The 25,946-nt window shown below is 39.8% G+C and carries 19 protein-coding genes and 1 pseudogene; 7 read left to right on the top strand and 13 right to left on the bottom strand.

Annotated elements, in window-relative coordinates; translation table 11 throughout:
- Positions 1-72 precede the first annotated feature (72 nt).
- From BSHG_RS19730 to BSHG_RS0219940, 5 genes and pseudogenes are all read right to left on the bottom strand, one after another.
- Positions 73-1,665, bottom strand: a complete 1,593-nt coding sequence (locus BSHG_RS19730; protein ID WP_008657204.1) for an MGH1-like glycoside hydrolase domain-containing protein — start codon at positions 1,663-1,665, stop codon at positions 73-75.
- Between the two features lie 5 nt (positions 1,666-1,670).
- Positions 1,671-2,657, bottom strand: a complete 987-nt coding sequence (locus BSHG_RS19725; RefSeq protein WP_032497304.1) for a hypothetical protein — start codon at positions 2,655-2,657, stop codon at positions 1,671-1,673.
- Between the two features lie 92 nt (positions 2,658-2,749).
- Entirely contained in the window at positions 2,750-4,615 is a 1,866-nt protein-coding gene (locus tag BSHG_RS19720) for a RagB/SusD family nutrient uptake outer membrane protein (RefSeq protein WP_005790207.1), read from the bottom strand.
- Between the two features lie 20 nt (positions 4,616-4,635).
- Positions 4,636-7,791: a SusC/RagA family TonB-linked outer membrane protein gene (locus BSHG_RS19715; protein WP_005790209.1), complete on the bottom strand. Its 3,156-nt coding sequence runs from the start codon at positions 7,789-7,791 to the stop codon at positions 4,636-4,638.
- Between the two features lie 130 nt (positions 7,792-7,921).
- A pseudogene (locus BSHG_RS0219940) lies at positions 7,922-9,120 on the bottom strand (glycoside hydrolase family 76 protein).
- Positions 9,121-9,704: 584 nt separating this feature from the next.
- Between BSHG_RS0219940 and BSHG_RS19710 the strand changes: the two are divergent.
- Positions 9,705-10,247 carry a GNAT family N-acetyltransferase gene (locus BSHG_RS19710; RefSeq protein WP_005797752.1) on the top strand — a complete coding sequence of 181 codons (543 nt, stop codon included), beginning with the start codon at positions 9,705-9,707 and terminating at the stop codon, positions 10,245-10,247.
- A gap of 7 nt (positions 10,248-10,254) precedes the next feature.
- On the opposite strand, the gene BSHG_RS19705 is transcribed toward BSHG_RS19710, so the two are convergent.
- Positions 10,255-11,541: an MATE family efflux transporter gene (locus tag BSHG_RS19705; protein WP_008657206.1), complete on the bottom strand. Its 1,287-nt coding sequence runs from the start codon at positions 11,539-11,541 to the stop codon at positions 10,255-10,257.
- Between the two features lie 312 nt (positions 11,542-11,853).
- Between BSHG_RS19705 and BSHG_RS19700 the strand changes: the two genes are divergently transcribed.
- From BSHG_RS19700 to BSHG_RS19680, 5 genes are all read left to right on the top strand, one after another.
- The gene (locus BSHG_RS19700) at positions 11,854-12,180 is read left to right on the top strand and encodes a cupin domain-containing protein (RefSeq protein ID WP_005790218.1); all 327 of its coding nucleotides are present in this window, start codon (positions 11,854-11,856) and stop codon (positions 12,178-12,180) included.
- Between the two features lie 108 nt (positions 12,181-12,288).
- The gene (gene ung, locus BSHG_RS19695) at positions 12,289-12,951 is read left to right on the top strand and encodes a uracil-DNA glycosylase (RefSeq protein WP_005797756.1); all 663 of its coding nucleotides are present in this window, start codon (positions 12,289-12,291) and stop codon (positions 12,949-12,951) included.
- Positions 12,952-13,036: 85 nt separating this feature from the next.
- The gene (locus BSHG_RS19690; RefSeq protein WP_005790222.1) at positions 13,037-13,894 is read left to right on the top strand and encodes a GyrI-like domain-containing protein; all 858 of its coding nucleotides are present in this window, start codon (positions 13,037-13,039) and stop codon (positions 13,892-13,894) included.
- Positions 13,895-14,174: 280 nt separating this feature from the next.
- Complete coding sequence (locus BSHG_RS19685) at positions 14,175-16,064, top strand: fimbrillin family protein (protein ID WP_008657207.1); 1,890 nt, start codon at positions 14,175-14,177, stop codon at positions 16,062-16,064.
- Between the two features lie 189 nt (positions 16,065-16,253).
- Positions 16,254-16,853: a hypothetical protein gene (locus tag BSHG_RS19680; RefSeq protein WP_008657208.1), complete on the top strand. Its 600-nt coding sequence runs from the start codon at positions 16,254-16,256 to the stop codon at positions 16,851-16,853.
- 236 nt (positions 16,854-17,089) lie between these two features.
- Here BSHG_RS19680 and ric read toward each other — a convergent pair whose 3' ends face one another.
- The 4 genes from ric to BSHG_RS19665 all read right to left on the bottom strand — a co-directional run bounded on the left by ric (position 17,090) and on the right by BSHG_RS19665 (position 19,855).
- The gene (ric, locus tag BSHG_RS19675; RefSeq protein ID WP_008657210.1) at positions 17,090-17,818 is read right to left on the bottom strand and encodes an iron-sulfur cluster repair di-iron protein; all 729 of its coding nucleotides are present in this window, start codon (positions 17,816-17,818) and stop codon (positions 17,090-17,092) included.
- 243 nt (positions 17,819-18,061) lie between these two features.
- A complete protein-coding gene (locus tag BSHG_RS19670; RefSeq protein WP_005790230.1) occupies positions 18,062-18,526 on the bottom strand; it encodes a MaoC family dehydratase in 465 nt (154 codons plus the stop codon).
- A gap of 63 nt (positions 18,527-18,589) precedes the next feature.
- On the bottom strand, positions 18,590-18,985 hold the full coding sequence (locus BSHG_RS20950) for a thiol-disulfide oxidoreductase DCC family protein (protein ID WP_005790233.1): 396 nt from the start codon (positions 18,983-18,985) through the stop codon (positions 18,590-18,592).
- A gap of 9 nt (positions 18,986-18,994) precedes the next feature.
- Positions 18,995-19,855 carry a DUF6845 domain-containing protein gene (locus BSHG_RS19665; protein ID WP_005802529.1) on the bottom strand — a complete coding sequence of 287 codons (861 nt, stop codon included), beginning with the start codon at positions 19,853-19,855 and terminating at the stop codon, positions 18,995-18,997.
- A gap of 936 nt (positions 19,856-20,791) precedes the next feature.
- Here BSHG_RS19665 and BSHG_RS19660 point away from each other — a divergent pair.
- On the top strand, positions 20,792-21,571 hold the full coding sequence (locus BSHG_RS19660) for an SDR family NAD(P)-dependent oxidoreductase (RefSeq protein ID WP_008657214.1): 780 nt from the start codon (positions 20,792-20,794) through the stop codon (positions 21,569-21,571).
- Positions 21,572-21,974: 403 nt separating this feature from the next.
- Here the strand turns inward: BSHG_RS19660 and BSHG_RS19655 are convergent, their stop codons facing one another.
- From BSHG_RS19655 to BSHG_RS19645, 3 genes are read right to left on the bottom strand one after another with little or no spacing between them, the layout of a single operon-like run.
- Entirely contained in the window at positions 21,975-24,980 is a 3,006-nt protein-coding gene (locus BSHG_RS19655) for a hypothetical protein (protein ID WP_008657215.1), read from the bottom strand.
- A gap of 29 nt (positions 24,981-25,009) precedes the next feature.
- The gene (locus BSHG_RS19650) at positions 25,010-25,573 is read right to left on the bottom strand and encodes a DUF3575 domain-containing protein (RefSeq protein WP_005790242.1); all 564 of its coding nucleotides are present in this window, start codon (positions 25,571-25,573) and stop codon (positions 25,010-25,012) included.
- Entirely contained in the window at positions 25,570-25,932 is a 363-nt protein-coding gene (locus BSHG_RS19645) for a hypothetical protein (protein ID WP_008657216.1), read from the bottom strand. The genes BSHG_RS19650 and BSHG_RS19645 overlap by 4 nt, the downstream gene beginning before the upstream one ends.
- Between the last annotated feature and the right edge of the window lie 14 nt (positions 25,933-25,946).

Raw genomic sequence — 25,946 nt, forward strand, 5'->3', positions numbered from 1 at the left:
GAAAGGTATGAGGGTATTTTGTAAATGCTGATATATGGCCTCCAAGGGTATCCTGAATGTTACATAAATAAATTACCGGATTACTACTTTCTGCACCCTTGTCGTATGAGATAAACATTTATCGTCCACGTAAACTATAAAACCTTTTCCCCTACCATATTTTTTCCCTTTCTTATCAAAAATAATGGTAATGGTTTTGCCTTGGCAATATACATTATCCAAACAAAAATAGTCCCAACATCCATCAGGAACAAGAGGGTTTATGATAATACTTCCATCTTCCTGCGGACGAACTCCCATTAATCCTGAAATAATCAAATTACAAAAAGAAGAGTGGTTATAATCTTTCCCTCTTTCTACACCACCTTTAGAATCATCCCAAGTTCCGTTTTTCCATGATTTCAGGCGAGTCCTCGATATCCAGTCTCCCGTATAGGGATTGATATTTTCATCAATCCAACAAATCGTATCGTTATTGACTGATAAAATACGATGACTATTACTGTATATGTTCAAAAGACTTAAATAATCTTTTTTAGTGATGATGGGAGAATCATAACTATTGAAATAGTTAGCCATTGCTGCCAGTGTCATGGAAGTCAAATAGGGCCAGCTGGGACCATTCCATTGACATTCGTGTCCTTCGTATGAAATCTTGAAATCAGGGCAACGCTGTTCTACAGTAGTTGGGCCATAGGCTGCTTCAAATCCCTTGGAATCAAATAGTTGTTTCCATGCTATGGAATAGTTATCCGGCGGTATATTATAGAACCAGGGAATGTATCCAAGAAGTTCACGTGCATAAGAGAATTCCATCTTGCCATTTAGAGGTATAACCTTATAGAAATCAGCCTGTTTATCCCATAGCCTCCGGTTTATTATTCCTTTTAACTTATCAGCCTTCTTCTGATAGGTCCGGGCTTCCATGTCACGATCTACTATTGAAGCTATTTTTGCCAACGCAACAGCCTCACCGTACATATAGCTGTTAATGGTAGGGCGATAACCACGTCCACCTTCTGACAAATGTCCGGAAACAGACATCTCCATTCCATCCCTGTCGTCAACCTGCCAGAACATTCCAGTCGAATCCCGCTTTTCTTCTTCCCACTTTGCAAAGTTATCTTTTAGCTTGGGATACAAATCGGCCAGTAGCATTTTATCATTGTGAATTAAATAGTAATTGTAGATAGCGTCTGCAGCCCCAAAGCTGTATAGCCTCGGATTCCCGCTACCAGAAAACCAGAAAGAAGCATAATCAGATAAAATTTCAGCGTTTCTCAGCCACCGGCCCTCGTAGAAATGATGGTTAGCCGCACAACTGATGGTATTATACTTTCCGGCCCAAGGAACATCCGGCAAGAATTCAGTAATAACGAACCCGTCAGGAGTCTTCTTTATATGCTTTCTATAGGTCCACCATCGAAAATAATATGTTTTCTCCAACTCCTTATCCGGACACTCAAAAAATGGAATATTCTTTCTTAAAAAATCAGATGCACCACAGTTAGGGATATCTTGTTTATACAATTCATTATCTTCACGATTGAATTGATTGACGTAAGACTCGATTACTTCCGGAGCATCTTTAATGAGGAAGTTTTGCCCCTGCATGTGCAGGGGCAAAACTATACCTAAAGCTATAAATAACTTCTTTATTTGCATATAGCTTAGAAATTTAAGTCATGATTGTCATAAATAGCCAAACCAATCTGTTCCAAATGTTCATTCCGCCCATTGTACCAAAGCATCCAGCAGTCTTTCTCTTGAATGGCAAATGGCTTGTAAGTGGCACTGGCATCCCACCCACCTTCCGTAGGAGAAATGATCGGGTTTTCGGAGTATCTTTCCCAATCATTGATTCCGTCTTTGGAACGTGCCATTCCTATCTGCGCAAAATTAATGTCATAGAAACCGATATAAAACATTAAATAATCATTTTCGCGTTCTATCACCTGACATGCGGTAACCTTATGCTGTTCCCAACTTTGTGCAGGATCGGCTTTAAATATCGGATTTTTGTCCCATTTAGTCCAATGTAACCCGTCTTTACTCGTTGCATAACCGATAGCATCGGGTTCATATTGTTCTCCTCCGGAATACCACATTTTAAAAATATTCTCGTGTTTATCCCAAATTACATGAGGACACATGACCGCAACTTTCTCCCAAGGCTGTTCCGCTGACAAGACCGGTTCTTTGCTTTGCCGTTCAAAGTTATAGCCGTCTTTACTTATAGCATATCCAATCCATGACTTACCGTCATTTTGTCCCGTATACCACATGTGATACAGTCCGTCTTTGTAAACAACAACCGGACGATTCATGTCAGCCTCCCAACTACTGCCTTCAACAGGTGGCAAAACTATTTGCGGCGCACTCCAATTTTTTCCATCTTTACTTGTGGACAATGCAATACTTTTTTGGGGGTGCCAAGAACTGTACATTTTATAAGAGTCACTATCTTTCAGTACACAAATATCGAATACCGTACCTAAATCGCCACCACCCAAGACAGGATTATTTTCATATTTTACCCATTTTCCTGTGGCCTCCTCTTTTTGTATTGTTTTCTTTGGGGAGGTAGTGCAACTACAAATTCCGATGATGACGGTAAGGCTAATCAATGTCTGAATTACATTTTTCTTCATATTCATTTTCTGTTTTTTACCTTTGCTTTTCCCCCTCCCTACAGACAGGGAAAAACAAAGGTATGGATATTACATTAAATTTTTAACTTTAACTATTACTATTTTTCCCAGCCGGGATTTTGTTTCAAGTCAGGATTCAACACCAATTGTTCAGTAGGAATCGGCTGAAGATACGCTTTTGTTGGGTCGAAATGAAAATGTCCGTCCGGAATGTGGCGTTGATAAGGTTCAAAATAACCTTCACTGTCCACCCAGTAGTTGTCCTGATTACGTTCGGGACTCCAATGCCCCACCTTTTCCATGAAATCTGCCTTATTGATTGCGGCGGGAATGTGGAAGTCGTTTTGGAAATACTTCACTAACCAATCCAGGTTTTCAAACTGAGCAGCGTTTGCCCCCTGTATTCTATCGTGATTCCATAAGTGGTGGGCACGCCAACGCTTTAAGTCATCGTGGCGGTAACCTTCACATGCTAATTCTATACGGCGTTCACGTCGAATCTCCTGTAGCAGATTGGAAACCGGTACCCCCTCATAACCTCTTGCTGCCGTAAAGTCTCCCTTCGGATCGGTATAACCTACGGAAAGTGTGAGATGTGGCATACCTACCCTATCACGCAGTTTATTAATGGTAATGTCTAAATCATTCTGTGTGATGTTACCCAGTTCAGCTCTTGCCTCTGCATAAATCAGCAGTGCTTCAGCATAGCGAAAAATGATACTTCCTTTGATACTTCCCGAAATGGTCTCCTGTTCGTTGGCATCGGGATCAGCACCTTTGGCCAGTTCATATCCTGTGGAACACTTCTCTACACCGGAAAGGGTAATATTCGGCTTTATGAACACAACCGTTGTATCCTTCCCGTTGATAGTTCTCGGACGTCCGGGAGTAAACATTGTTTGTGCCAAGCGTGGGTCACGGTTGGCAACCACATTCAATAAATTAGTATCCCCTGCATAATTTTCGGCCAGGCTTATCGGCAATGCCTGTGTACCGTCTTCACTGATGCAGAGATAGGAATCAACCAATGCCCTGGTCAATCCTACACCGGCACCATTACGTCCGGGATTACGGTTATCATTGTGCCAAAATCCCAGTGAGCGATCAAATTTCTTCCATAGCATAATCTCCTTGCTGCTTGAATAGTCCCAACGGTTGAACAGTGTGTGATAGCCGTCTTCCACGCCCATGTTGTCCAAGTCAAACAACTGGCTGTCAATGACCAACTTCGCCATTCTGGCCGCTTCTTCCATATAAGCCTGTACATTTCCCTCTCCGGCGAAAGGCGTACCGGCATGATACTTCTCCCAAGTGGCTTCGAACAGGGCAATTCGTGCTTTGTATAGCATAGCTGCCTCTTTTGAGACACGTCCGGTCTCCTGCTGACTATATGTCGGTAATCTGTCTATGGCATCATCCATGTCATTCAGAATCTTATCAGCTAACTCGTGCCGCTTCAGGCGAGGGCCGTACAATTCTCCTGATTCAAGATCCAGTGTTTTATCAATCCAGGGAGCACCGCCAAACTTCCGCAGAAACTGTTCATAGTAGAGCATAGCTCTGAAGAAGTAAGCTTCACCAATGTATTTGCGGGCTTTTTCCGGTTCGGGAGACTTGTCACAGTTATCCAACAAAAAGTTGACACTGCGTATTTTTCCCCATTCAGTAGTTCCCCAGCCTTCGCCACTGGAAGGAACCTGGTGCAAACCTTCAATCAAGTCTTTGTTATCTTGATAATTGTCACTAAGCAGGTTATCCGAACCTCGGTCAATATGATAAATATAGTTGTTAGGCGAGCCCCAAAATGAGGTATAAAACTGATTTACGTACAGTTTGCATTCATCTGCCGTATAGGTCAGATTCACATCCGCAATCTGATCCAGTGGGTCTCTTGCCAACCAGTCTTCACAAGAAGAGATTGCCATGCCGGTAAATAGGCAAAGTGTATAGATTAACTTTTTCATCTTTTTGTATTTTTAGAGTTTTAGAATGTAACGTTAACACCAAAGGAAATTGACTTGGAGATGGGATATGCACCGCCCCACGGAGCTTCGGGATCAAAGTTCTCGTTAATACCGGAGAAAGTCAGCAGGTTATCTCCACTGAAGTAAATGCGTACTTTTTCCAGCCCTACCTTATTAATAATAGCTCCCGGTAACGAATATCCCAACTGAATGTTCTTCAGGCGGCAATAAGCACCAGTATCCATGTAACGGGTCTGTTTCTGCAAATTCTTACTGGTGCTCCACAAATAGAGTCTTGGTAACCATGGATCCGGATTACTTCCATCCTCACGCCAGCAGTCCAGTGTGTTTTTCCATACATTGGAACCCCATTGCCCACCTCCGAGTCCAAAGGCAACAGGACCTTCCAGCCATAAGTCACGTTTCATGGTTCCTTGTAAGAACATCGAAAAGTCGATACCGTTCCAGTCTGCATTGAAGCCAAAACCAAAATTATAGCGGGGAGTATCATTACCAATGATAGAGAGGTCTCCATGGTCTTCCAGCGTCTGATTTCCATCGTTAATGTTAGGATCATCATCCAGATTCACATACTTGATGTCACCTACAACCCAGTCACCACCAAACTTGTTCTGTACGCCAGAATCGTTAATGGCTTTCGCTTCAGCAGGATCGGTCATTATATGATCGGTGGTATATCCCCATATGGTCCCCATCTTCTTACCTACGTAGTAGTCATATATCAGCCCCTTGGGATTTGAATATTTCAAAACAGTTCCTTGGTAATCTGAAAGATTGAACGATACACTGTAGTTGAATGATTTGGATGCCAGCGAGAACTGGTCTCTCCATCCGAGTGTCAGTTCCCAACCCTCATTACGTATATCGGCATTGTTCGTATCAGGAGAGTTTACACCCAGCACGGCAGGCAAAGTGACACCCTTTGTAATAAGTCCGATAATATCTCTTCTGTACCAGTCGAACGACATAGTAAGCCGATTGTTCAGTGCGGCGATGTCAACGCCAAAGTCCAAAGTACGATTCTTCTCCCATGTATTATAGGCAATCATATTAGGAGCACCAAAGGCACTGATTCGTTTGTCACCCATAATATAATCGGTCGTAGCGTTATAAGGTACGGTAGAGATATATTGGTAATTTTTTCCCCGCATATTGCCCAATTCTCCCCAAGATCCTCTTAAACGTAATTCGGAAAGTATCGAAGTATAAGGTTCGAAGAAAGCTTCCTTAGCCACATTCCAACCGGCGGAAAAAGCTGGGAAAGTTCCCCACTGGTGTCCTTTGGCATAACGGGAAGAACCGTCTCTGCGCAGGTCGAACTCAAAGAGATAGCGGCTCTTGTAGTCATAGTTGAAACGACCGAAGAAACCGAGAGTAGCATAATGATCCAGAGAATCCCAGGCCTCTATCTTTCCTGTACTGGTAGAAATGGACGGTTGGCCCGGTAATACCATCCCCATTTTATTGGCATAAAGACCGAAGTTCTTCTTATATTCCGACTGCATACCGGCCATTATCTTGAAATTGTGTCCCTTGAACTCTTTTTCATACGTAGTATATGCATTCATTGATGTGAAGTCATCATTGTTAGATTCCTGCCATACACGCGTATCTTCAGTTCCAAATCCACCTTCAAGGTAAGGCTCGTTGCTCACCGAGTAGGAATAAATGAGACCTTTGGAGTAACTACGTTTGTTCATCCATTTGTTGTAGGTAAAGTCGGCATTGATAGTCCAACCTTTCAGTGGCTTGATGACTACGTTAGCAGTGCCCCAGAAGTTATCGGTGTATGAGGTCTGAGGATTGGCATCGGCAATGAATACCATACGTCCGGCCGGAGAGAAATGTCCATTGGGATCACGCACAGGAATAGTAGGCCACACTACTTGTGTCCAACCAATCATATCGTTGACACTGCCACCCGGATTCATGCCGTAAGCGGGAGATACACTCTTTTCGTGTGAATAACGTACATTCAAGCCCACGGTCAGCCACTTCGTCACGTCAGTCGTAATTTTGGCCAACGCATTGTAACGTTGATAATGATCATCGTAATATCTCAGTTTGCCTTCGTCTTTCAAATATCCCAGAGACATGACGTATGTAGTCTTGTCGCTACCACCCCGAATTGAAATGTTGTGTTGTTGGTTGAGCTGGTTATTCTTGAACATAGCTTTTTGCCAGTCTTCGTTGGCATTTGAACGTCCGTCTCCCCAATCAGCCCAACGGTCCGGATTATCTCGTTGCGGCACGTTGTTGGGAATACTGGTCGGATCATAGTAATATTTTTCAATACGCTCCATCGTCTCCAGGTCAATAATACCACTACCGCCTCCATTGATGTCAGCTTCTCTAAAAAGTCTGGAAAACTCCAATGAACCGGCAGTTTTGGGTAGTACGGTCGGACTGTTGAACGAAAAATTATTGTTATAATTGATGACAGTCTTTTCATTCTTCTTACCTGACTTAGTGGTAACCAATATCACACCGTAGGCAGCTTGTGCTCCATAGATAGCACTTGCAGCAGCATCTTTCAATACAGTCAACGTCTCAATGTCATTGGGATTCAAATCATCGAAATAACCGGTTACACCGTCTATGATAACCAATGGACTGTAGGTTGCGTCCAGTCCGGCATAACCTCGGATATTGAACGATGCCTTCTTACCCGGACCACCGTCTCCATTGGAGATATTCAAGTTGGCTACCTTACCCTGAAGTGCTGCGGCAGCATTAGTTACAGGACGGTCCTCAAGTTCCTTCGCCCCCACTGTGGCAATAGCACCCGTAAGGTTGGCTTTCTTTTGTACACCGTAGCCCACTACCACTACTTCGTCTAACAATTCCGTATTGTTCTCTAATGTAATATTTAGAAAATTACCAGTTACTTTTACTTCCTGAGATAAATAACCGATAAAAGATACCACAATAGTAGAACCTTTTACAGCGTCGATGGCAAAACTACCGTCTATGCTAGTAATCACTCCGGTCGTGGTCCCTTTTACAACTACATTAGCACCAATTACAGGTTCGCCAATATTGTCTACAACCTTACCTTTTACTTGTATAGCCTGCTCTATGGCGGCCATCGCGTCCATACTTCCAAAAAGTAGCAATACCATTAGAGGTATTAGAATGTGTTTTTTTATTTTCATAATACTAACTTTGATTAAAAAGACATTTATTTTTCAACATCTGATAGTTCCTTGTTTATGTAAACAGGAAGAATGAGCTAGGAAGAGTTTTCTTTTGTCATACCAATTCTTTTTTAATAAGTGTTTATATTTATTTAGTTACTGCTAACCGAGCATACATCTCTACCATAGCAGCTTGCGTTAACAGCCACTTGCGGTCATCATGGGTTCTTCCACTGAAATCGATATCAAAAAGCCCCTTCTCATCACGCACATGTTCCCATGCATAATCCATGTTTTGATTGAAAGAGTTGATATATGTTTTATTATGGTCAGTTTGGTAGAGTTCAATGAACCCTCTCAGCATAACGGCAGTAAACCATACATCCCCCTTTTTAAGGAGTTTGAAAGGTTCCCCTTCTTCAGGTATAAAATTTATAAAAAATAGTTATAACACGCTTTTGCTATATTTTGAGCATCCTTCAAAAAATGGCTACGACCGGTAAGTTGATATAATAAAGTGGCAGCCTGCATCATTTGCCCACTATTGTAGGCATATTTAGACTTATCAATTTTCCCATCCAAAGAGATATTGTCAAAGTATAAATAATCGGTCGAATCTTGCAGTCTTTTTTTAGTCCACTCATATAGTTCCTGCCCTTTTATCAGGTAAGAACTATCTCGGATAGCTTTGAACATTTTTAATGCGAACACTGATGCCGGTGCGTTAGAACATGTATTTTTAGATACTTTCTTTTGCTCACACCAATAGATACCTCCACCTAATTTGTCATCTGCTCCACTCTCTATAAATTTCCAGATAAGCTGGGCTTTCTTCAGGTATTTTTCTTCTTTTGTATTTAGATAAGCATCTGTGAAGTCAATACCCAACCAGATATTATCATCGTAGAAGCGGTCGGATTGGGAAGCCGTGTTTATGTACGAGGCATAACCGACAGGGCTTCTGCTGATATCTAAATATTTTTCAAGTCCCCGCAATACCTTGTTATCGAGTAATGTCTTATAGCTCTCATCCCCGGTTGCTGCACATAGTGCATTTACAGCAGAAAATGTCCCGGAATAAGGCCATAAGTAAGAATATTGATTGGGGATTGCTTTTTGTTCTTCAGAAGCCAGATACGTGGCTGTGTAATTTCCTACATTAGAAGGATAATTCTCTCTTAACAAACAGGTTCCTGATACAGAATAATTTGCATATAAAGAATCAAGTGTTTGTGTAGCCCGTATCAGAGTTAAGCCACTATCTATAGTAGTTTGTTCTTGTGTATCGCATCCGGTCACAGTCAATGCACAAATGAAGATGATGAAAAGTACTTTTTTTGAGTTCATTGTCGCTCTGTTAGATTATTATTGTGTATCATTACTTTCTTTTAAAGAGGATATTTTTAAGATATCCTCTTTTCCTTTGTTTATAAAACCTCTTTCACCTAATCAATTTCTCTAATAACTACTGAAATCTGCCTGCAAAAGTATAAGATACACTGAAAGGTGCTTTATAAATCCATGACATAAAAGTATAGCTGTATCTTATGACATAAATTTGGATAATTATGTCCCGAAATCGTATAAGAAAAAGTGAGAAAAGAGAAAAAAAGATGATTTATGAAGAAGGAAAGAGAAAATTATATATTATCCATCAACAACCAAAGTACAATTCCGGTCAAACTTTGACGATTGGTAGAGCATCACTTTATCTCTTCCCCCGGTAGTATAATTAAGATCCGAAAGCAATTCATGTTATTTTGATCGCATTTCTTCTTTGGTAACGGGGATTTATTACATCGATTCCTGTTTTTTGCCTCAAATATGATTAAGCAGATAATAAAAAATGAATAAATATCACCCATTGGAAATAAAATGCCATATTTGCACAATATTATATTCATTTTACCTAAAACAAATTATCAAATCCCATGCATACCACCATTTTAGAAACCGAACGTCTCCTTCTTCGTCCTTTCCGGGAAACGGATCTGCAAGAGCTCTTTGAATGTTGCCAAAACCCAAACTTAGGAAATAACGCCGGCTGGGAACCACATAAAAGTATCGAAGATTCCAAAGAGGTCTTACATACTGTATTTATGGGAAATGAAGGAGTTTTTGCCATAATTCTCAAAGAAGATAATTCACTGGTGGGTTCTATCGGTATTATTACTGACCCCAAACGGGAAAATACCCGGACACGTATGCTGGGATACTGGCTGAAAGAGTGCCATTGGGGAAAAGGTATGGCCTCGGAAGCGACACGAACCATATTGGATTATGGATTTAACGTACTGGGATTGCATTTGATTTCAGCGAACTGTTATCCGCATAACACCCGTTCCCGACTTTTATTGGAACGGAACGGATTTGTATACGAAGGTATACTCCATGAAGCAGAAATGACTTATGACGGACATGTATACGACCATTTATGCTTTTATCAGAAAAAAGGAAGAGTGCCCATGGACTAAAAAGATCTTACGATGATATCCGCAAATAGAGTACGGACTGAACAGCCAACAAAATCACAAAAAGATATTCCGCTGTCAGATATACTGCCAGAGAGGCGGTATAATGACTTAGCAGATACAAATAGAACAAATAAATAACAATCGTTATCAACTGGAACCAAAAGGCAATACGGGTTTTACCCGTACCCGTCACCGCATTAATATACACATATCCAGGCAAAGCAAACACATAATTCAGCAACATCACTGCAAAAGGGATACTTGAAATATTAATAAGTTGAGAACTGTCCGTATAGAATCCAGTAATCTGCCGACGAAAGACCATAGCTAATACTACCAGGGGAAGCCCAATTGCATAGCCCAACTTTAAAATTTTCCTACAAAGCGGAAACAGGTATTGCCTCTCTCCTGCTCCGATCAAATTACTGACTAATGCTCCCGTAGTGGCAGCAAACGAATTGACAATCACAAAGAAGATTGTAGAGACACTTCGAATAATATTAGAAACAGCAAGCTGAGCTTCTCCCAGTCGTTCAATAACCACGAAAAAAAGAAACCACGGAGCAACACTGATAAAGGCATGGAGTATACTCCATACGGAGAGGTGCCATAGCTCCACTAACAAACATTTGTCAAATATAAATTTTAGTCCAAAGTCTGTTCTATCGATTTTCAGCCAAGTATAAACCACAATAATCAGAAGAGAAGCAGCTTCGGACAAAGAAGAAGCTATCGCCGCACCCGCTATTCCTCTATCAAGAACAAAAACAAACCAATAATTACAGGGAATATTTATTAGAACGGCTGCCAGTGCCGCCCATGACAAAGCATTGGTTCGGACAATACCAATATAAAAAGAACGAAATGCCAGAAAGGGAAAAGAAAAAAGCAAACCGAAACATCTCCAATCCAGATAATCAATCACGGCACAATATATCTCAGAAGAGTGCACAAAATATCTCAAAAGAAACGGAGAAAAAAAATAAGAAGAGAGGCTAAGCAAGATAGCAAGTACACATAGAAAGACTAACCCCTGAAAGAAAGTTCCGCCTGTTCCGGTATAATGTCCCTTTCCATTGTACTGTCCAACCATCACTTGTACTCCCAAGCTAAAACCAAATCCTAACATATAAATAGCAAGATAATAAATACTGCCAAGAGCGGAAGCACCAAGTTCCACCTCACCAACATGCCCTAGAAAAACAGCATCGGTTATATTGATTAATTGTTCCATCAGAATGCTCAACATCACAGGATAGTTGATAAGCCAAATTTGTCGATAAGTATAATTCATTGCTCAACTTTATGAATACTGCACATTTATGACACAAGGAAGATATCCTACCCAACAGTATCAACATGTACATAACTGATAAATAAATAAATAGATATGAAACTCAGGGAGAGAAGCCGAGGCATCCATCCTATAGCTGAATAATTTTATTTAGAAAAAATTATTCGTCGAGCTTAGCTATATACAAAGTTTCATGTAGGAGATTAATGACTTAATGATGAATACGGAACAAAAGTATAAAAAAGAAGCGGATAAACAATTTTCTCCCTCAAACGTTTTATTTTCACATAGAATGAAAAAACAAATAAGAATATGGAACAGTCATTCAAAAAGGGAATTGTACTCCATCTAGCCTCATTAGTAGAATATTCTGAAGGTGGAATTATCAGTAAGCAGTTAATCAAAAGCCCTGCCGGAAACATTACTTTATTCTCATTCGACAAAGGCGAAGGACTTAGCGAACACAGTGCTCCATTCGATGCTTTAGTACAGGTATTGGAAGGATCTGCGAATATTGTTGTAAATGGACAAGTTTTTACGGTAAATGCAGGAGAAAGTATTGTATTTCCGGCTAATGCGCCGCATGCATTGACAGCTATTGAAAGATTTAAAATGTTACTGACAATGATTAAAGAGTAGAATCCTCTGATACAACATTCTGGATTGAGATAGAAGAATAATGTATTAGGTAAGTTTATTCTTGATTTTTTTAATATCTTTGTTGAAATCAAATCTTACCTCAATACGATGAATGTCAAAATAGAAAGTAGCTGGCAACAGCGCCTGCAAGAAGAGTTCGATAAACCCTATTTCGAAAAATTAGTGAACTTTGTCAAGAATGAATACGGGAAGGCACATATACTTCCACCCGGACATCAAATTTTTCATGTATTCAATTCATGTCCTTTTCAGAATGTAAAGGTAGTCATTTTAGGTCAAGATCCATATCCTAATCCGGGACAATATTATGGTATATGTTTTTCCGTACCGGACGGTGTCGCTATTCCCGGTTCACTTTCCAACATTTTTAAAGAGATACATCAGGATCTAGGCAAGCCGCTTCCCAATTCGGGTAATCTGGATAGGTGGGTCAAACAAGGAGTATTCCCCATGAATTCCGTACTTACCGTACGAGCTCACGAAACAGGTTCACACCGTAATATAGGATGGGAAACTTTCACCGACGCAGTCATCAAAAAATTAAGTGAAGAACGTGAAAACCTGGTATTCATGTTATGGGGATCATATGCCAAAGAAAAAGCATCACTAATCGATACCGATAAACATTTAATATTAACCGCCGTACACCCTTCTCCCCGATCCGCCGATTATGGATTTTTCGGTTGCAAACATTTCAGTAAAGCCAATACCTTTTTACGAAGCAGAGGCATAGAAGAAATTGACTGGTAGCATTTTTATTTGCATTCAGCAACATCGGACAAGTGCCCTCTTTCTTTTCACCCTATCTTTGCAACATTGAAATACCAATTGAATCATGGAAGGAAAAAAGACAACGCAAGAAGAATATCAGAAGTGTGTAAATGCAGTAGTAGATTATATTAATCTCCACTTGGGTGAAGAAATTGACCTGAAATCATTGGCCAGAATTTCCCATTTCTCCCCCTTCTACTTTCACCGCATTATGAAAGCGTTTTTGGGTGAACCCATCGGTACCTTTATTGTCCGGACACGAACTGAAGCAGCGGCACGCCTATTACGTTATTCATCAACTTCCATATCCGATATTGCCTATCGGATCGGATATGCTTCTCCATCGTCTTTTTCCAAAATATTCAAACAAATGTATGGTATCTCTCCAACAGAATATCGTAATAATAAAAACTATGTAATTATGAAACCAGCAATTATTAAACCGGATCTGGAATTGAAAAAGGAAATCAGAGAACTCCCCCAACGAAATGTAATTTATATCCGCCTCTTTGGTGATTATAAACTAAATGACTATGCAGGCACATGGATGCACCTCATTCAGTTTGTGAAAGAACAAAATCTTCCGATGGGAGACCCTTCTCCACTCTGTATCTACCATGATGACCCCAAAGTAACCCCAACCGATAAACTTCGTACTGACGTATGTATGTTGTTACCATCAAATGCAAGGCCGAAAGGAAATGTAGGATTCAAGCAATTGCCTGCCGGACGTTATGCAACCTTCCTATACAAGGGTTCATACGATCAGTTGCAAGCCGTGTATGACACAATTTACGGCAAATATCTACCTGAAATGGAGTGTACACTAAGCGATGAACCAAGTGCTGAAAGGTATCTTAATGATCCATCATGTACTCCTCCCGAAGAGTTATTAACCGAAATCTACATTCCAATCCGGTAAATCTTCAAAAGAATATAGGCAGGCAAGGCATTTTCTCCTCTTGCCGGCCTATTGGTACTACTGCAATAAATATATTCAATACAAATAATACATACTAATCTCTCCCCCAACTACCCTTTCTCTTATATAATAATGTAAGCATCGTATCCAATTAAACAATTATTATATAAATTCAAAATATTATCGTAATTCATAGTAATAATTATATTAATAATACTAGTTTTGTTATCACATAAACCAAACGACTAAAAAGACAAATAAATAACCCCAAAACTAAATCATGAAAAACAAGTCAATTGCATCTTTTATGATAAAAATCGTAATGATGCCTCTACTCTTTACAATCTCATGTGTAAATGAAATTTCAGAAGATCCTGTAGATATTCCCGGAGAGATACCCATCCGTCTTTCTACACAAATTTTATGTAACCACACACGTGCTATCAATAACGAATTTCAGGAAAAAGATGCCATCGGTCTGTATGTATTGACACAATTATCAACCATCAACCAGAAACGATACATTGACAATATGCGTTTCACATGTTCCCAAGCAACCGGTTTCGAACCAGAAGAAACAATCTATTATCCCAAGGGAGACGGTAAATGTGATTTTATAAGTTATTACCCTTTTCAAGAAACAGGTATTAACCAAGACCAAAGTATAATGCAAGTCCAAATACATACCGACCAAAGTTCTGTAAGCAAACACTCGCTCTCCGACTTTATGATCGCTACAAACAGTGATATTACCCCCAGTCAAAATATGGTATCTATGGAATATAAACATAAACTCTGCAAACTGAAAATCACTATAAAACCAGCTCCGGGAGAAGATATAGATGAACTTTTAAATGACAATCCATCTCTATCATTAAATGGATTCCATTCGGACGCATCATATGATTTTCTCACAGATCGATTCGAGCCATCGGGACAAACAATTAGTGTCACACCTCATGGAGAATGGAAAATAGAGAATAACGCTCTGACAGGCAAAGAAGTCATATTAATACCCGAAAAAATAGAATCTGACAATCACTATATAAATATAGATATAAACGGTAAAAGCTATAGTTGTCCATTTCCTGATAATTTTCAATTAGCCAGTGAAAAAAATTGTTCTATAGCCATTATTTATAAATCATCCGAAGGTATCCAAATCAACAATTTCGATCATAGCATTACAGACTGGACAGAAGGGGATTCCGGTGAAACGACAGCCCAGGAAACATCAGGCGTAATTCATCTCTCAGCTCTAAAATTCAGTAAAAGTAACGTTTATAAGGCAATTAATGAAGGAACTCAGGTAGCTGAAATATGTAAAGAGTATCTTTTAGCTGATAACATCGACGCACAAGCCATTGTCGTCTATCCCGTCCTAAACGGAGCAACAGATCTGAATAACGGAACAGTAATTTGTTTACTTGACGAACCAGCATCCATTCATGGAGGTAAAGTCTCTTGGAACAAAGTTAATAACGCATTAGACTACACGCCAGGCAATCAAAGCATCATCAGCGACTTCTATATAACCCAAGACAACTCAATATCAATTTCTAAGCCGGAAAACCCTCTACCGGTGCGATTACAAGAAGAGGTCTTGACAGATATACGAAATACGGAAACCCAAACTTACCCTATAGTCAAAATAGGAATCCAATATTGGATGGGACGTAGTCTAGAAGCGACACACTATACTGACGGTAAAGCAATTACTTTAAAAAAAGATTTTACAACAACAGCAGGCTATTACACCGGCAAATTTAAAGATGCACCTCAAGACTTTTACTTTTACAATTCAGAAGCTGTTATTTCAGGCAAGCTATCACCTCAAGGATGGAGTATTCCTACCGAAACCGAGTGGGAACTATTAAAGCAATATATAAACAACGATGCTTCTAAACTGAAATTCGGACCATGGTCGAGCGATGAAAATGGTGACAAGCTTCCCATACTAAACATTACGGGATTCAATGGAGTACCAGAAGGATATATTCTAAAAAGTAAGAACGGATATACCAACGGCTTATATACGGTGGTATACTGGTCTACCAATTCATCTGGAAATCAAACAAACAGAGCAATCTATTTGCTGCATACCACAAATGAAATAAAAGATGGTAATATAACAGACAGAGCTCTTTCTGTCAGATGTATCCGTAAATAACAAGCATTTTGCATAGCATACAGAATCTAAAGTTTAGGTCAGTAACGGTGATAGCGATCTACCTAAACTTTAGATTTTAGATTTTATATTTTATCGTAAAATTATTCTTATCATCCGAATAGGGAATCTTCTTATTTTTTCTGTCTTTATAATCAAGAAATCAATTATAAAACCAAAAACAGAAAACATATGCAGAAAGTACTCTTTATCACCACAATCCTACTTACATTATTCGCTCTTTCTATCCGTGCCGAACACAATCCTCGAAAAAGGCCCGATGTATCTGCCCAATTCCAAACCGTCTCCGGTCACAGCATCAGTTTAAATGGCATCAGACTAGCCTATAGTTATGAATATGCTTTTACCCCCAAAGGGACTATTATTTTTAGCGCAGGATCTTCTTATGCTTTTGGAAGAATACTACAGCTCAAAATGGAATCACTCCGCGAATTTCATATCGACACCAAAGACTATCATTTAGTAACCGGAGATTTAGCCATAGAACCACGTTTTTATTATAACCTGAAGAAAAGACATCGCAATGGCAAACGTACTTGGGGCAATTCCGGCGGGTATTTATCTGTTAATTTCGGATATTCTTTTCCAATAACCATTACCAGTGGAGTGAAAGCAGCCCACATATATGTTATCACCCCCTATTGGGGATTCCGTCGCGTATGGAAGCATTTTCTATTCGATCTATCGGGTGGAGTCGGCTATATCGGATCCTCAAATAGAACTTCTGCCGTTTATCCGGGTTTAAGAATAGGTTTAGGATACAGATTCTGATCCTCCTATTTTAATTGTAGAATAAGCAACCAAAGTGTCTTATACAAAAAATGGCTACTCATCCCGAGCAACCAATCTTTTGTTAACCTTAAATCTAATACTTATGAAAAAAACACAATACAAATATACCGAATTTCAATCAATTAGCAAATATCAGATCAAAAATATTCCGTATTATAACACCGTTTAATATTCACGCCTATTTTGTTAATACTTCGCATTAAAAACGTTAACAATTAACACATTCGTTCACAATTCTCTTGTAACTCTATAGCCTTTGGGAAAACAATATTGTTCTCCAAATGAATATGATGGTGCAAATTATCTTCAAACGTCCTCAACATCTCAAGTAGCAACCTATAACTACTACAAGCATCACCAGGTACCAGATATCCATGAGTTAACCCGGAAATCCTGCGAAAACGTTCTCCTTCGGCATCATGTTCGCTCATCATTACCGAAATAGGGCTACTCACACTTCCACAATGGAAAGCCGGAATAGGACGATGTTGAGCCACCGCATCAAATAAATCATATATATAAGGAAACAAAACCATCTCCTCCTTAGTAAGATGATTGTTCAAATCTATCCAGGATTCCTGAAACAGTTCACGCACTTCATAAAGTTCCGGGTGCTTTCTGGCATGTGCTTCACAAACCCTATCAAGCAACTGGAGAATTTGCGGTCCCTGATAACGGATATTACGATGATGGAACTTCAAAATGTAATCTACTAATAAATCTATAGGCCAACTTTTAAAGTCAAGAGTTAAGGACCGTTCCGATTTTATTTGCTTCAATTCTTCAAGCAAACAATCTGCGTCTATCCCCATTTTCCCGCAAGCATCAGCCAGGGAAACATCTCCATTACAGCAAAAATCAATACCATACTTATTGAAGACCTTTGCATAATCAAAACAATCGGCTACAATTTGTCCAACCGCCATTAGTTTATAATCTTTCATAACTTTCATCTTTTATTATTCAGTGGGCAAAGGTCGGAAATGAGATACAAATAATTTGTAACCAATGTTACAGGATGGATTTTCTTTCGTTTTTTAAATAAATAGAGCGAGTACACCAAATGAGGATGTGTCAAAACCCGGATACGCCACAGATCAGCATCGTTAGTTATCAATAGATTAAGTTCACTTTGTGGAACCCTGTGTTACTCTGTAGTGAGTTATGACACACCTTCAGTACTACTCTCAATTAAAATAATACAAGAAGATAGCGATACCTTCAAGGGCTTTCTTTGGCTGATCTTTAATCTCAATCGCAAATTTAATCTCGGCTTTAGCCACACCACGCAGATTAGTCAAAGAATGGAGACTTGCTTTCAAACGTACACTTTGGCCTGACAATACAGCTTGTCCAAACTTCATCTTGTCCATACCATAATTGATCATCATTTTTAAATTATTGACCTCAATAATCTGATTCCATAAATGAGGAAGCAATGACAATGTCAAATATCCGTGAACAATAGTGCTATGATAAGGACTCTCCACTTTAGCACGTTCCGTATCCACATGAATCCATTGATGATCCAATGTTGCATCAGCAAAAAGATTGATACGTTCCTGAGAAACTTCCAGATAGTCAGAGACTCCAATCTGCTGACCTATCAACTTCTCAAAATCTTCATAAGAATTAATAATCACTTTATCCATATTTCTTTATTTAAAAATGTACATCTTTGCCACAAAGATATATTTTTTTTAGATAAGTTAAAATTAATCTGATCTTTTAGATTCTTCCGAAGAAAAACCAAACGGTTTTATACATGAATCTGCTTTCCCAAATATTCTATACCGATATTTCGAAACCAATAAATAAATCGCATCCCTCAGCTTAGCCGGAATAAGAATTAATGGATAAAGACACTGCCAGAATCCCCCCAAATCTTTTAAAATATAGAGTATAGCTGTAGATTTGGAATAACAACGATTATTCCGAAAATAATAAAGAGTTTTATTAGTACTTTCAACAGCATATCGTTTCAAGAGGGATTTCCCCGTTTCGGACTGTAATGAAACAAAACGAAACAAGCCTTTTCTATCCCTCTTTACAACAAATGTAACCGCACCATTGCAAAGGTTACATATACCATCGAAAAGTATAACATTCATTCTAATATTCTAAATGATGGAAGTCTCGAATGCACTGGTCAGCATATCATAATCAGCGTCGCTGTATTCTCCTTTTTCCCTTACTTTCTTCACCTGTTTTATAAATGTTTCCACTTGTGAAAGGAAAGCCTGATAAGACTTCATTTCGCCTTCATGACCATTCACAACAGGAAGTTTTTTCGCCGCATCCAGTTGTTGGGTTAGCTCGGCTACCTTCAGATCAATACGTGGACCGTCCATCCTATGTTTACGTGCATAAAGATTCAGAATACTCTGCATCGTGGAAGACATTTTTCGGACAGACATAATTTGTGCTTTTAACGGATTATCCACCAAAAGTACCAGCTCGGCCTGTTCGGTGAACGGACTCAGAATATCAAAAATATTCTGTTTATATTCGGACATCTGCGTGCTTAACTGATAATTCACATCCAACAATTTCTTCGCATTCGTTACATCTTTCTTTTTCAAATAAGAAAGATAAGTATCAAAGTTGGCATAAAATTCTGTCCTTGCCTGAAACAATCCGGTATAGTTCTGTTTCAGATTCTGGCGGGTCTCCTCGTTGAAACAGTTACCCGGATTCAACACTATTGCCGAGTCTTTTGAAACAACGGCCGGAGGAACAATGGCAGAAAGAGCCGGGGCTTTTCCTTTTTGTTCCATATAATCCAATACAGCATTTACATCTTTTTCCTTCACCATATCTTTCAACACCCCAAGCGAAGTATTATAATACTTGATTACTTCTGCCGCATTTTCAATATCTGCCGTACTGACAACAGGAGCTTTACTCTTATCCCCGCCTGAGCAAGAAGCCAACAGGAAAGCACTTACAAGTGCTCCAACTAACAATAGATTTTTTTTCATAATGTTTCCTTTAATAATTAATAAATAGAACAAGCTTATAGAACGTTGATATTGCACTAATAACAATATAAAAATCATTTTGCTTTCAAAATCATCTATAAATTATAAAGGAAACCAATCGGATGGAAGAATAAAGATTAATATAGGGAAACTATATAACCATATAAAACAAAAAATGGCTACTCATCCCGAGCAACCAATCTTTTGTTAACCTTAAATCTAATACTTATGAAAAAACACAATACAAAAATACCGATTTCCAACTAATTAGCAAATTTACAAGCCATATCCAGTCATAATATAACATGGTTTAATGTTGTCGGCAACTTATTAACATTTCACATTTATACTGTTAACAATTAACAAGTTCTTTTTTACCTCAACAGATATAAAGAAGGCTAATCTATCCCAAACTATTTATTATATCCTCCCAACTCACCGAATATAAAACATCATCCAAAAGCATCGAGTAAAGAAGCACGTATAAATCTATAAAAGCACGATTAATAATCAGATTTCAGCAATTGCAGAGATATGCAATCTGTTACTTCTAAAAGTAGAACAATGAAGTCAACACTGTATTTATAGTCTCTTCATATATGGGCATAAAAAAAGGCTATCTATCCCAGACAGCCAATCTTTTGTTAACCTTAAATCTAATACTATGAAAAACACATTGCAAAGATACGGACTTTTATCAACTTTGCAAATTTACCAAGCGAAACGGACCATCTTATAACATGGTTTAATAGAACGACCGCCCTATTAACATTTAGGCTTTCTTTCGTTAACATTTAACGGATTTATAAAGATTTGGCGGAATAAAAGATATACAGATGCAAAAGTCAGGGAAATGGTGCTAAAGAGGGTTTATTCGAATAACAAATTCTGAAACAGACTGTTTATGTAAGTATCAATCCTCAAAACCATCCTATTATGAACAGATTTGAAAATAAGATAATCATTATCACGGGAGCTGCCGGTGGAATCGGCGCATCAACCACACGCCGCATTGTATCTGAAGGCGGCAAAGTAGTTATTGCTGACTATTCAAGAGAAAAAGCAGACCAATTTGCTGCCGAGCTTAGTAATTCGGGAGCAGATGTACGTCCGGTTTATTTTTCTGCTACAGAATTGAAAAGCTGCAAAGAACTAATCACCTTTACAATGAAGGAATACGGACAGATCGATGTACTGGTAAACAATGTAGGAGGTACAAATCCCAGACGGGACACAAACATCGAAACTCTGGATATGGATTATTTTGACGAAGCCTTTCATCTGAATTTATCTTGTACCATGTATTTGTCCCAACTGGTTATCCCCATTATGAGCACACAAGGTGGTGGAAATATTGTAAACGTAGCCTCAATAAGTGGAATCACGGCCGATTCGAATGGTACTCTTTATGGAGCCAGCAAAGCAGGAGTCATCAATCTGACCAAATACATTGCCACCCAAACGGGAAAGAAAAACATCCGTTGCAATGCAGTAGCACCAGGATTGATCCTGACCCCGGCCGCACTGAATAATCTTAATGAAGAGGTACGCAAAATATTTCTCGGGCAATGTGCGACACCCTATTTAGGTGAACCGCAAGACGTTGCCGCGACCATCGCTTTTTTAGCCTCCGAAGATGCACGTTACATTACCGGACAGACCATAGTAGTAGATGGCGGATTGACAATACACAATCCGACAATAAACTTAGTATAAAAAGAATCTTATCAAGTTACTGAGGTTATATCAAAATCGAGAATAGCTTATAAATCCCGATAATGCATCCGTCGCTTCCGACAAAGGTATTTTTAATCACAAATCATACAGCGAATATTATTTTAACAAAATGTGCTCCTTCTCTCTAGAAGCGAGCACATCTGAATAAAACAAACAATCTTATTTATCTTCATGAGATAAAAATACAACGACACTTTCCTATTCTACCGAACCAAAAAGTATTCTAACTAAAAACATAAACTAAGCTCGTTTCAAAACGTGAATAGACAGTTTTTATACAAAAGCAAATCAAAGAAAACTAATTGACCACTTACTATATCTGTTATATTCCTGTTCTTTTGTAAAGACATCTACGCAGTTCCCCAATATCTCCCGCTCAAAATTACCACAAATCATCCTCTTTAAACAAGCCATATTTCTTCACTAATAGAGATAATTCCGGATCTAGATTGGCTCGGAATCTTATCCGGTCATCCACTTCCGCCGCACTGAGCAACAACGATACAGCCCGCTGCTCATTACCCAGACGAGCATTCAGAATAGCTTGCATATATTGGGTTTCGGCAGTCTGCGACGATTGTTCAAGTATTCGTAAGGCAGCCTTATCATATCCCAAAGACATATAGGCAATTGCAGTATTTACATCCTCGTACGGACGCAGAATTTCCAAAGCTTGCCCATACTTACGTTTCTCCAGATAATCCACAGCTCGGGCATACATTGTATCCGGTTCATTGGTATAGAGTGTGTCCTGCCGCATACCCCGACGGGAGAGACTGAAAAGGAAATCCACCCTACGTACTGCCGGATAGAGTTTGTCAAACATATAGGCATATTCTGTCTTATACTGACTTTTAATCAGCCATTCGCGCCGATCGGGCTCCTGTTCACGATCAATAATTCTCAAGATTGCACCTTTATTGCCTTGAAAATTTTTATCATTTACAATCAGACGGCGCAGTTTCTCCCACCCCTCAGGTACGGTACGTATCTTTATCAACTCCGGCAAGTTCGGAATCCCGTCCTTCATCTCCTGTCGGATGATGTTGCCCGCCTCATCCATCTCGATAGCAGCACCGATAGCCAATGAATCATAAAGCTGTTTGAAGTCCTCCACCAAGATATTACGGATTGATTCCGCACGTTTTCGGGCTATTTCTCCATTAACGTGCCAATTACCTTCGGGTGACGAGGTAGCCAAAAGTGTCAGACTGTCTATGATATATACCGGATCGGTCATTAATGCCAGAGTAAGGTTATGTACCTGCTTCACTCCCTGCCGGTTTACGTCAATAGTTTCATCCATACGAAAACTGTTTTTTGGAAAGTAAAAGTTTACACTAGCATTTGCTTCCGCATCACGGGTAACTATTTTTCGAACAAAGCGTGGCGTCCTGTCAACAAACTTAGTCATCGAACTCACCAGATAAGTCAGCGTATCCGAGTACGGAAGGGAAAACCTGCTTCCATTACTATTCAGCACATCACCAACTACATATACCTTCATACGTGCCGAATTTTCATCTGCCGGTACTTTCTGCGAGTAGAGGAAATGTACCTGATCAGTAGCATAAATCACCGTATCGAGTTGCGCTTCAGGATTGAACGGAAAACGAACGATATCACGGTATTTTGTATCTTTCATCGCCTTACGCGCCTCATTACGGGCAATTTTCTGTGTATTATAGAACATCTTTATCAGACTGGTCGAATCAAGAGAATTGATACGTGCCAGTCGCTCTTCATAGCTCGCCTGCCGAGCCGCATGCCGCAGAGCAGGCGGATGTATGTTATACAATTTACGTATCAAACGGTATTGCGGATAAGTTGACCGCAGAAACTCGTAACGACCGATATAACGATTAACCGTAGTAGCCGAATCAAACCGGCTGAGTTCAAAATCCCGCCGTGTTTTACGTCCCGGGACACGCGATACTATAGAATCGGGCAAATCACGATGATAGGTATATAGAGGCAGAAGACCACGAAAAGGTCCTATCATTCCCCTATCAGATACCCCTTGTTGCTGCCGGACATAATATTCGTATATATCTTCTTTTGAAAACTTCGACAGCAATGTATGCCGTGTCTGCATTGTATCTATCCGTGTCCTCGTCTCCCACAAAGGAGATAACGTATCCGGATCCGGACGACGGAAATGAAACATCGGGAAAAAATTTTTCACCTTCTCGTAGCGACGAATATATTTCTCCGTTAATTGGTTGCGGTTCAGGTACGACGAAGTAGTATCACGTCCCACCATAAAAGCTCGCAGAAATCTTACTCCTTCCCTACTTTCAGCACGCGCGCCTTTAGTACGATAATATCGGTAAAGGGTAGCATCCAGCCGTTCTATTTTATCATTAAAATAGCCAAAGCGAGAAGCATATATTCGTATCGCAGCATCCGGGTCCGCTTTATAGAGTGCGCGCTTTGCCTGCCACATAGGGGTACTCAGTGCTTTGTCGCGAAAATAATTCTTGCGGGCTATCAGTCCATCGGATTGGAAAGCGGCATTATCGGCCCATTTATTGTTGAAGAAGCGGAAACGTTCCAGCAGATGCCTACTTTGAAACTGTAAGGTGTCATTCATCCGCTCCCATGCACGACCGTATCGCCACCACTGCCGGGTAATCATTCGTTGAGAGTTATCCAACATACGACTTTTCATCAGGCTATCCCGCCTGCCTACCTGACGGTTGAACATATCAAAACGCAACAGCAAAGGGTCCGGACGACGTTTCCTGGCATCCTGTATTGCCCAACGTTTCTCTAACCCGCGTTTATACCACTTCAAACGCTCCAGATAGCGCTCGAAAGAGTGATAGTTTACATAAGTCCGGTAAAAATTGACAGAATCCGGGATGATTTTTTCGACAAAACGGTCATAATGCCGATAATCCCGCTCTTGCGCCTCCCGAAAACGTTGGCCCGTGAAACGCAATTCTTTTAATGAATCGGGCGTATCCCCCCGCATTAATACCGGGCGGATATTAAGCATCCAGTTATCCTTCTGCAGGGCTTGCGGCACCGTTACTACAAATTCTATGTTAACCATCCCGTTGCGCTCCGCCGTGTTACGGGTAGAACGGGCCGACACCACAACCTCATCCAGAGCCAGCGTAGTCAGGTTCTCTTTATGGATACTATCCCATTCTACAGACATACCCACAGGAATAGAATCTCCTTTAGAATTGACAAATGTAAAATTTGAAACCGGAAGCAAGCTAACAGAATCACGCTTTACCACATTCATCGGTCCCGTTTCCTGCCTGGCCGGCAATGCCAGTGTCACTCTGGGCTGCTCTTTATGGAGAAGACCGAATGGCGTACATGCAGTAATAACCATTATCAGAAATATAATATAGAAACTTTTAGTATTCTTCATACACTCGTGGGTCGAATAAAAAATCAACCTCAGAATAAATAAACAAGATTAAATGCCAATTTAGGAGTCGGTAAAAAGTAAGTTCCCGATTTTACCTTATCTCCACAATGTTCGCAACGGTATTTTGTGTACGGAGCCACAAGCAATCCCAATCCTGCCTCCACTTCCATATTCCAGCGTTTACTCAGCAACCAGGAACGTCCGTAAGTCATTCCGGCACCATACCCCCATCCCTGATAACGGTAGTCACCACCCAACAGCCCATCCCAAGCCACATTGTAACGGGCCCCCATGGCATACATACTGATAAAACTACCTGCATAGGTTTGCCAAAACCAGTACCGTGCACCGGGTTCTATCAGAAAGTGTTTTATCTTACGTGTATCGCTGAAGTTCCACGGATTATAAGAAAAACCAAGATTCAACGTCCAATGGGTACTCAAAAGCATACTGCCCTCGGCATTAAAAGTAGTGGTAGCCAATTTAAGCGTATTGGTCTGTACTGAATAAAACTGTGCCTGCAGATTACTCGTAAGACTACCTGCAAACAATAGAAAAAAGAATAATAAACAATATCGTATGATTCGTCTCATTGATGTTTCAATATATGAAGTTTATTTTTGTCAACAAATAGTTTAGCACACCATTTGTCATAGCCATTTCGATAGCTATAGACCGTAGGTGGAACGCTAACCTGTATATGGGTATCCGAGACCAGGGTATTGTAATAATCTGAGAGGTTTAACAAACAGGGTTCGGTAACAGGAAGGAAAGGCAGACAGTCTCCATCACTCGTAAAAAATGCCTCGCCAAAGTCATCCAACTCAGGATACATGATACTCAAGTAATACGCAGAACAGCCAAATGCACACCACCTATCATCAACATAAAAAAGATAGATGTGATACAGATTGTCAAGTTCCATCGTTTTTGCTAATACCGGAATTTCCATATTACATTTTATTA

This window comes from Bacteroides sp. 3_2_5 (genome assembly GCF_000159855.2).
GTDB classification, from domain to species: domain Bacteria; phylum Bacteroidota; class Bacteroidia; order Bacteroidales; family Bacteroidaceae; genus Bacteroides; species Bacteroides fragilis.

Coding starts and splice junctions, on each gene's coding strand:
- BSHG_RS19655 (WP_008657215.1), bottom strand. CDS start 24,980: ATGAAGAATACTAAAAGTTTCTATATTATATTTCTGATAATGGTTATT.
- BSHG_RS19680 (WP_008657208.1), top strand. CDS start 16,254: ATGCAGAAAGTACTCTTTATCACCACAATCCTACTTACATTATTCGCT.
- BSHG_RS19650 (WP_005790242.1), bottom strand. CDS start 25,573: ATGAGACGAATCATACGATATTGTTTATTATTCTTTTTTCTATTGTTT.
- BSHG_RS19660 (WP_008657214.1), top strand. CDS start 20,792: ATGAACAGATTTGAAAATAAGATAATCATTATCACGGGAGCTGCCGGT.
- ung (WP_005797756.1), top strand. CDS start 12,289: ATGAATGTCAAAATAGAAAGTAGCTGGCAACAGCGCCTGCAAGAAGAG.
- BSHG_RS19685 (WP_008657207.1), top strand. CDS start 14,175: ATGAAAAACAAGTCAATTGCATCTTTTATGATAAAAATCGTAATGATG.
- BSHG_RS19725 (WP_032497304.1), bottom strand. CDS start 2,657: ATGAATATGAAGAAAAATGTAATTCAGACATTGATTAGCCTTACCGTC.
- BSHG_RS19730 (WP_008657204.1), bottom strand. CDS start 1,665: ATGCAAATAAAGAAGTTATTTATAGCTTTAGGTATAGTTTTGCCCCTG.
- BSHG_RS19715 (WP_005790209.1), bottom strand. CDS start 7,791: ATGAAAATAAAAAAACACATTCTAATACCTCTAATGGTATTGCTACTT.
- BSHG_RS19645 (WP_008657216.1), bottom strand. CDS start 25,932: ATGGAAATTCCGGTATTAGCAAAAACGATGGAACTTGACAATCTGTAT.
- BSHG_RS19700 (WP_005790218.1), top strand. CDS start 11,854: ATGGAACAGTCATTCAAAAAGGGAATTGTACTCCATCTAGCCTCATTA.
- BSHG_RS19670 (WP_005790230.1), bottom strand. CDS start 18,526: ATGGATAAAGTGATTATTAATTCTTATGAAGATTTTGAGAAGTTGATA.
- BSHG_RS19665 (WP_005802529.1), bottom strand. CDS start 19,855: ATGAAAAAAAATCTATTGTTAGTTGGAGCACTTGTAAGTGCTTTCCTG.
- BSHG_RS19710 (WP_005797752.1), top strand. CDS start 9,705: ATGCATACCACCATTTTAGAAACCGAACGTCTCCTTCTTCGTCCTTTC.
- BSHG_RS19705 (WP_008657206.1), bottom strand. CDS start 11,541: ATGAATTATACTTATCGACAAATTTGGCTTATCAACTATCCTGTGATG.
- BSHG_RS20950 (WP_005790233.1), bottom strand. CDS start 18,985: ATGAATGTTATACTTTTCGATGGTATATGTAACCTTTGCAATGGTGCG.
- ric (WP_008657210.1), bottom strand. CDS start 17,818: ATGAAAGATTATAAACTAATGGCGGTTGGACAAATTGTAGCCGATTGT.
- BSHG_RS19720 (WP_005790207.1), bottom strand. CDS start 4,615: ATGAAAAAGTTAATCTATACACTTTGCCTATTTACCGGCATGGCAATC.
- BSHG_RS19690 (WP_005790222.1), top strand. CDS start 13,037: ATGGAAGGAAAAAAGACAACGCAAGAAGAATATCAGAAGTGTGTAAAT.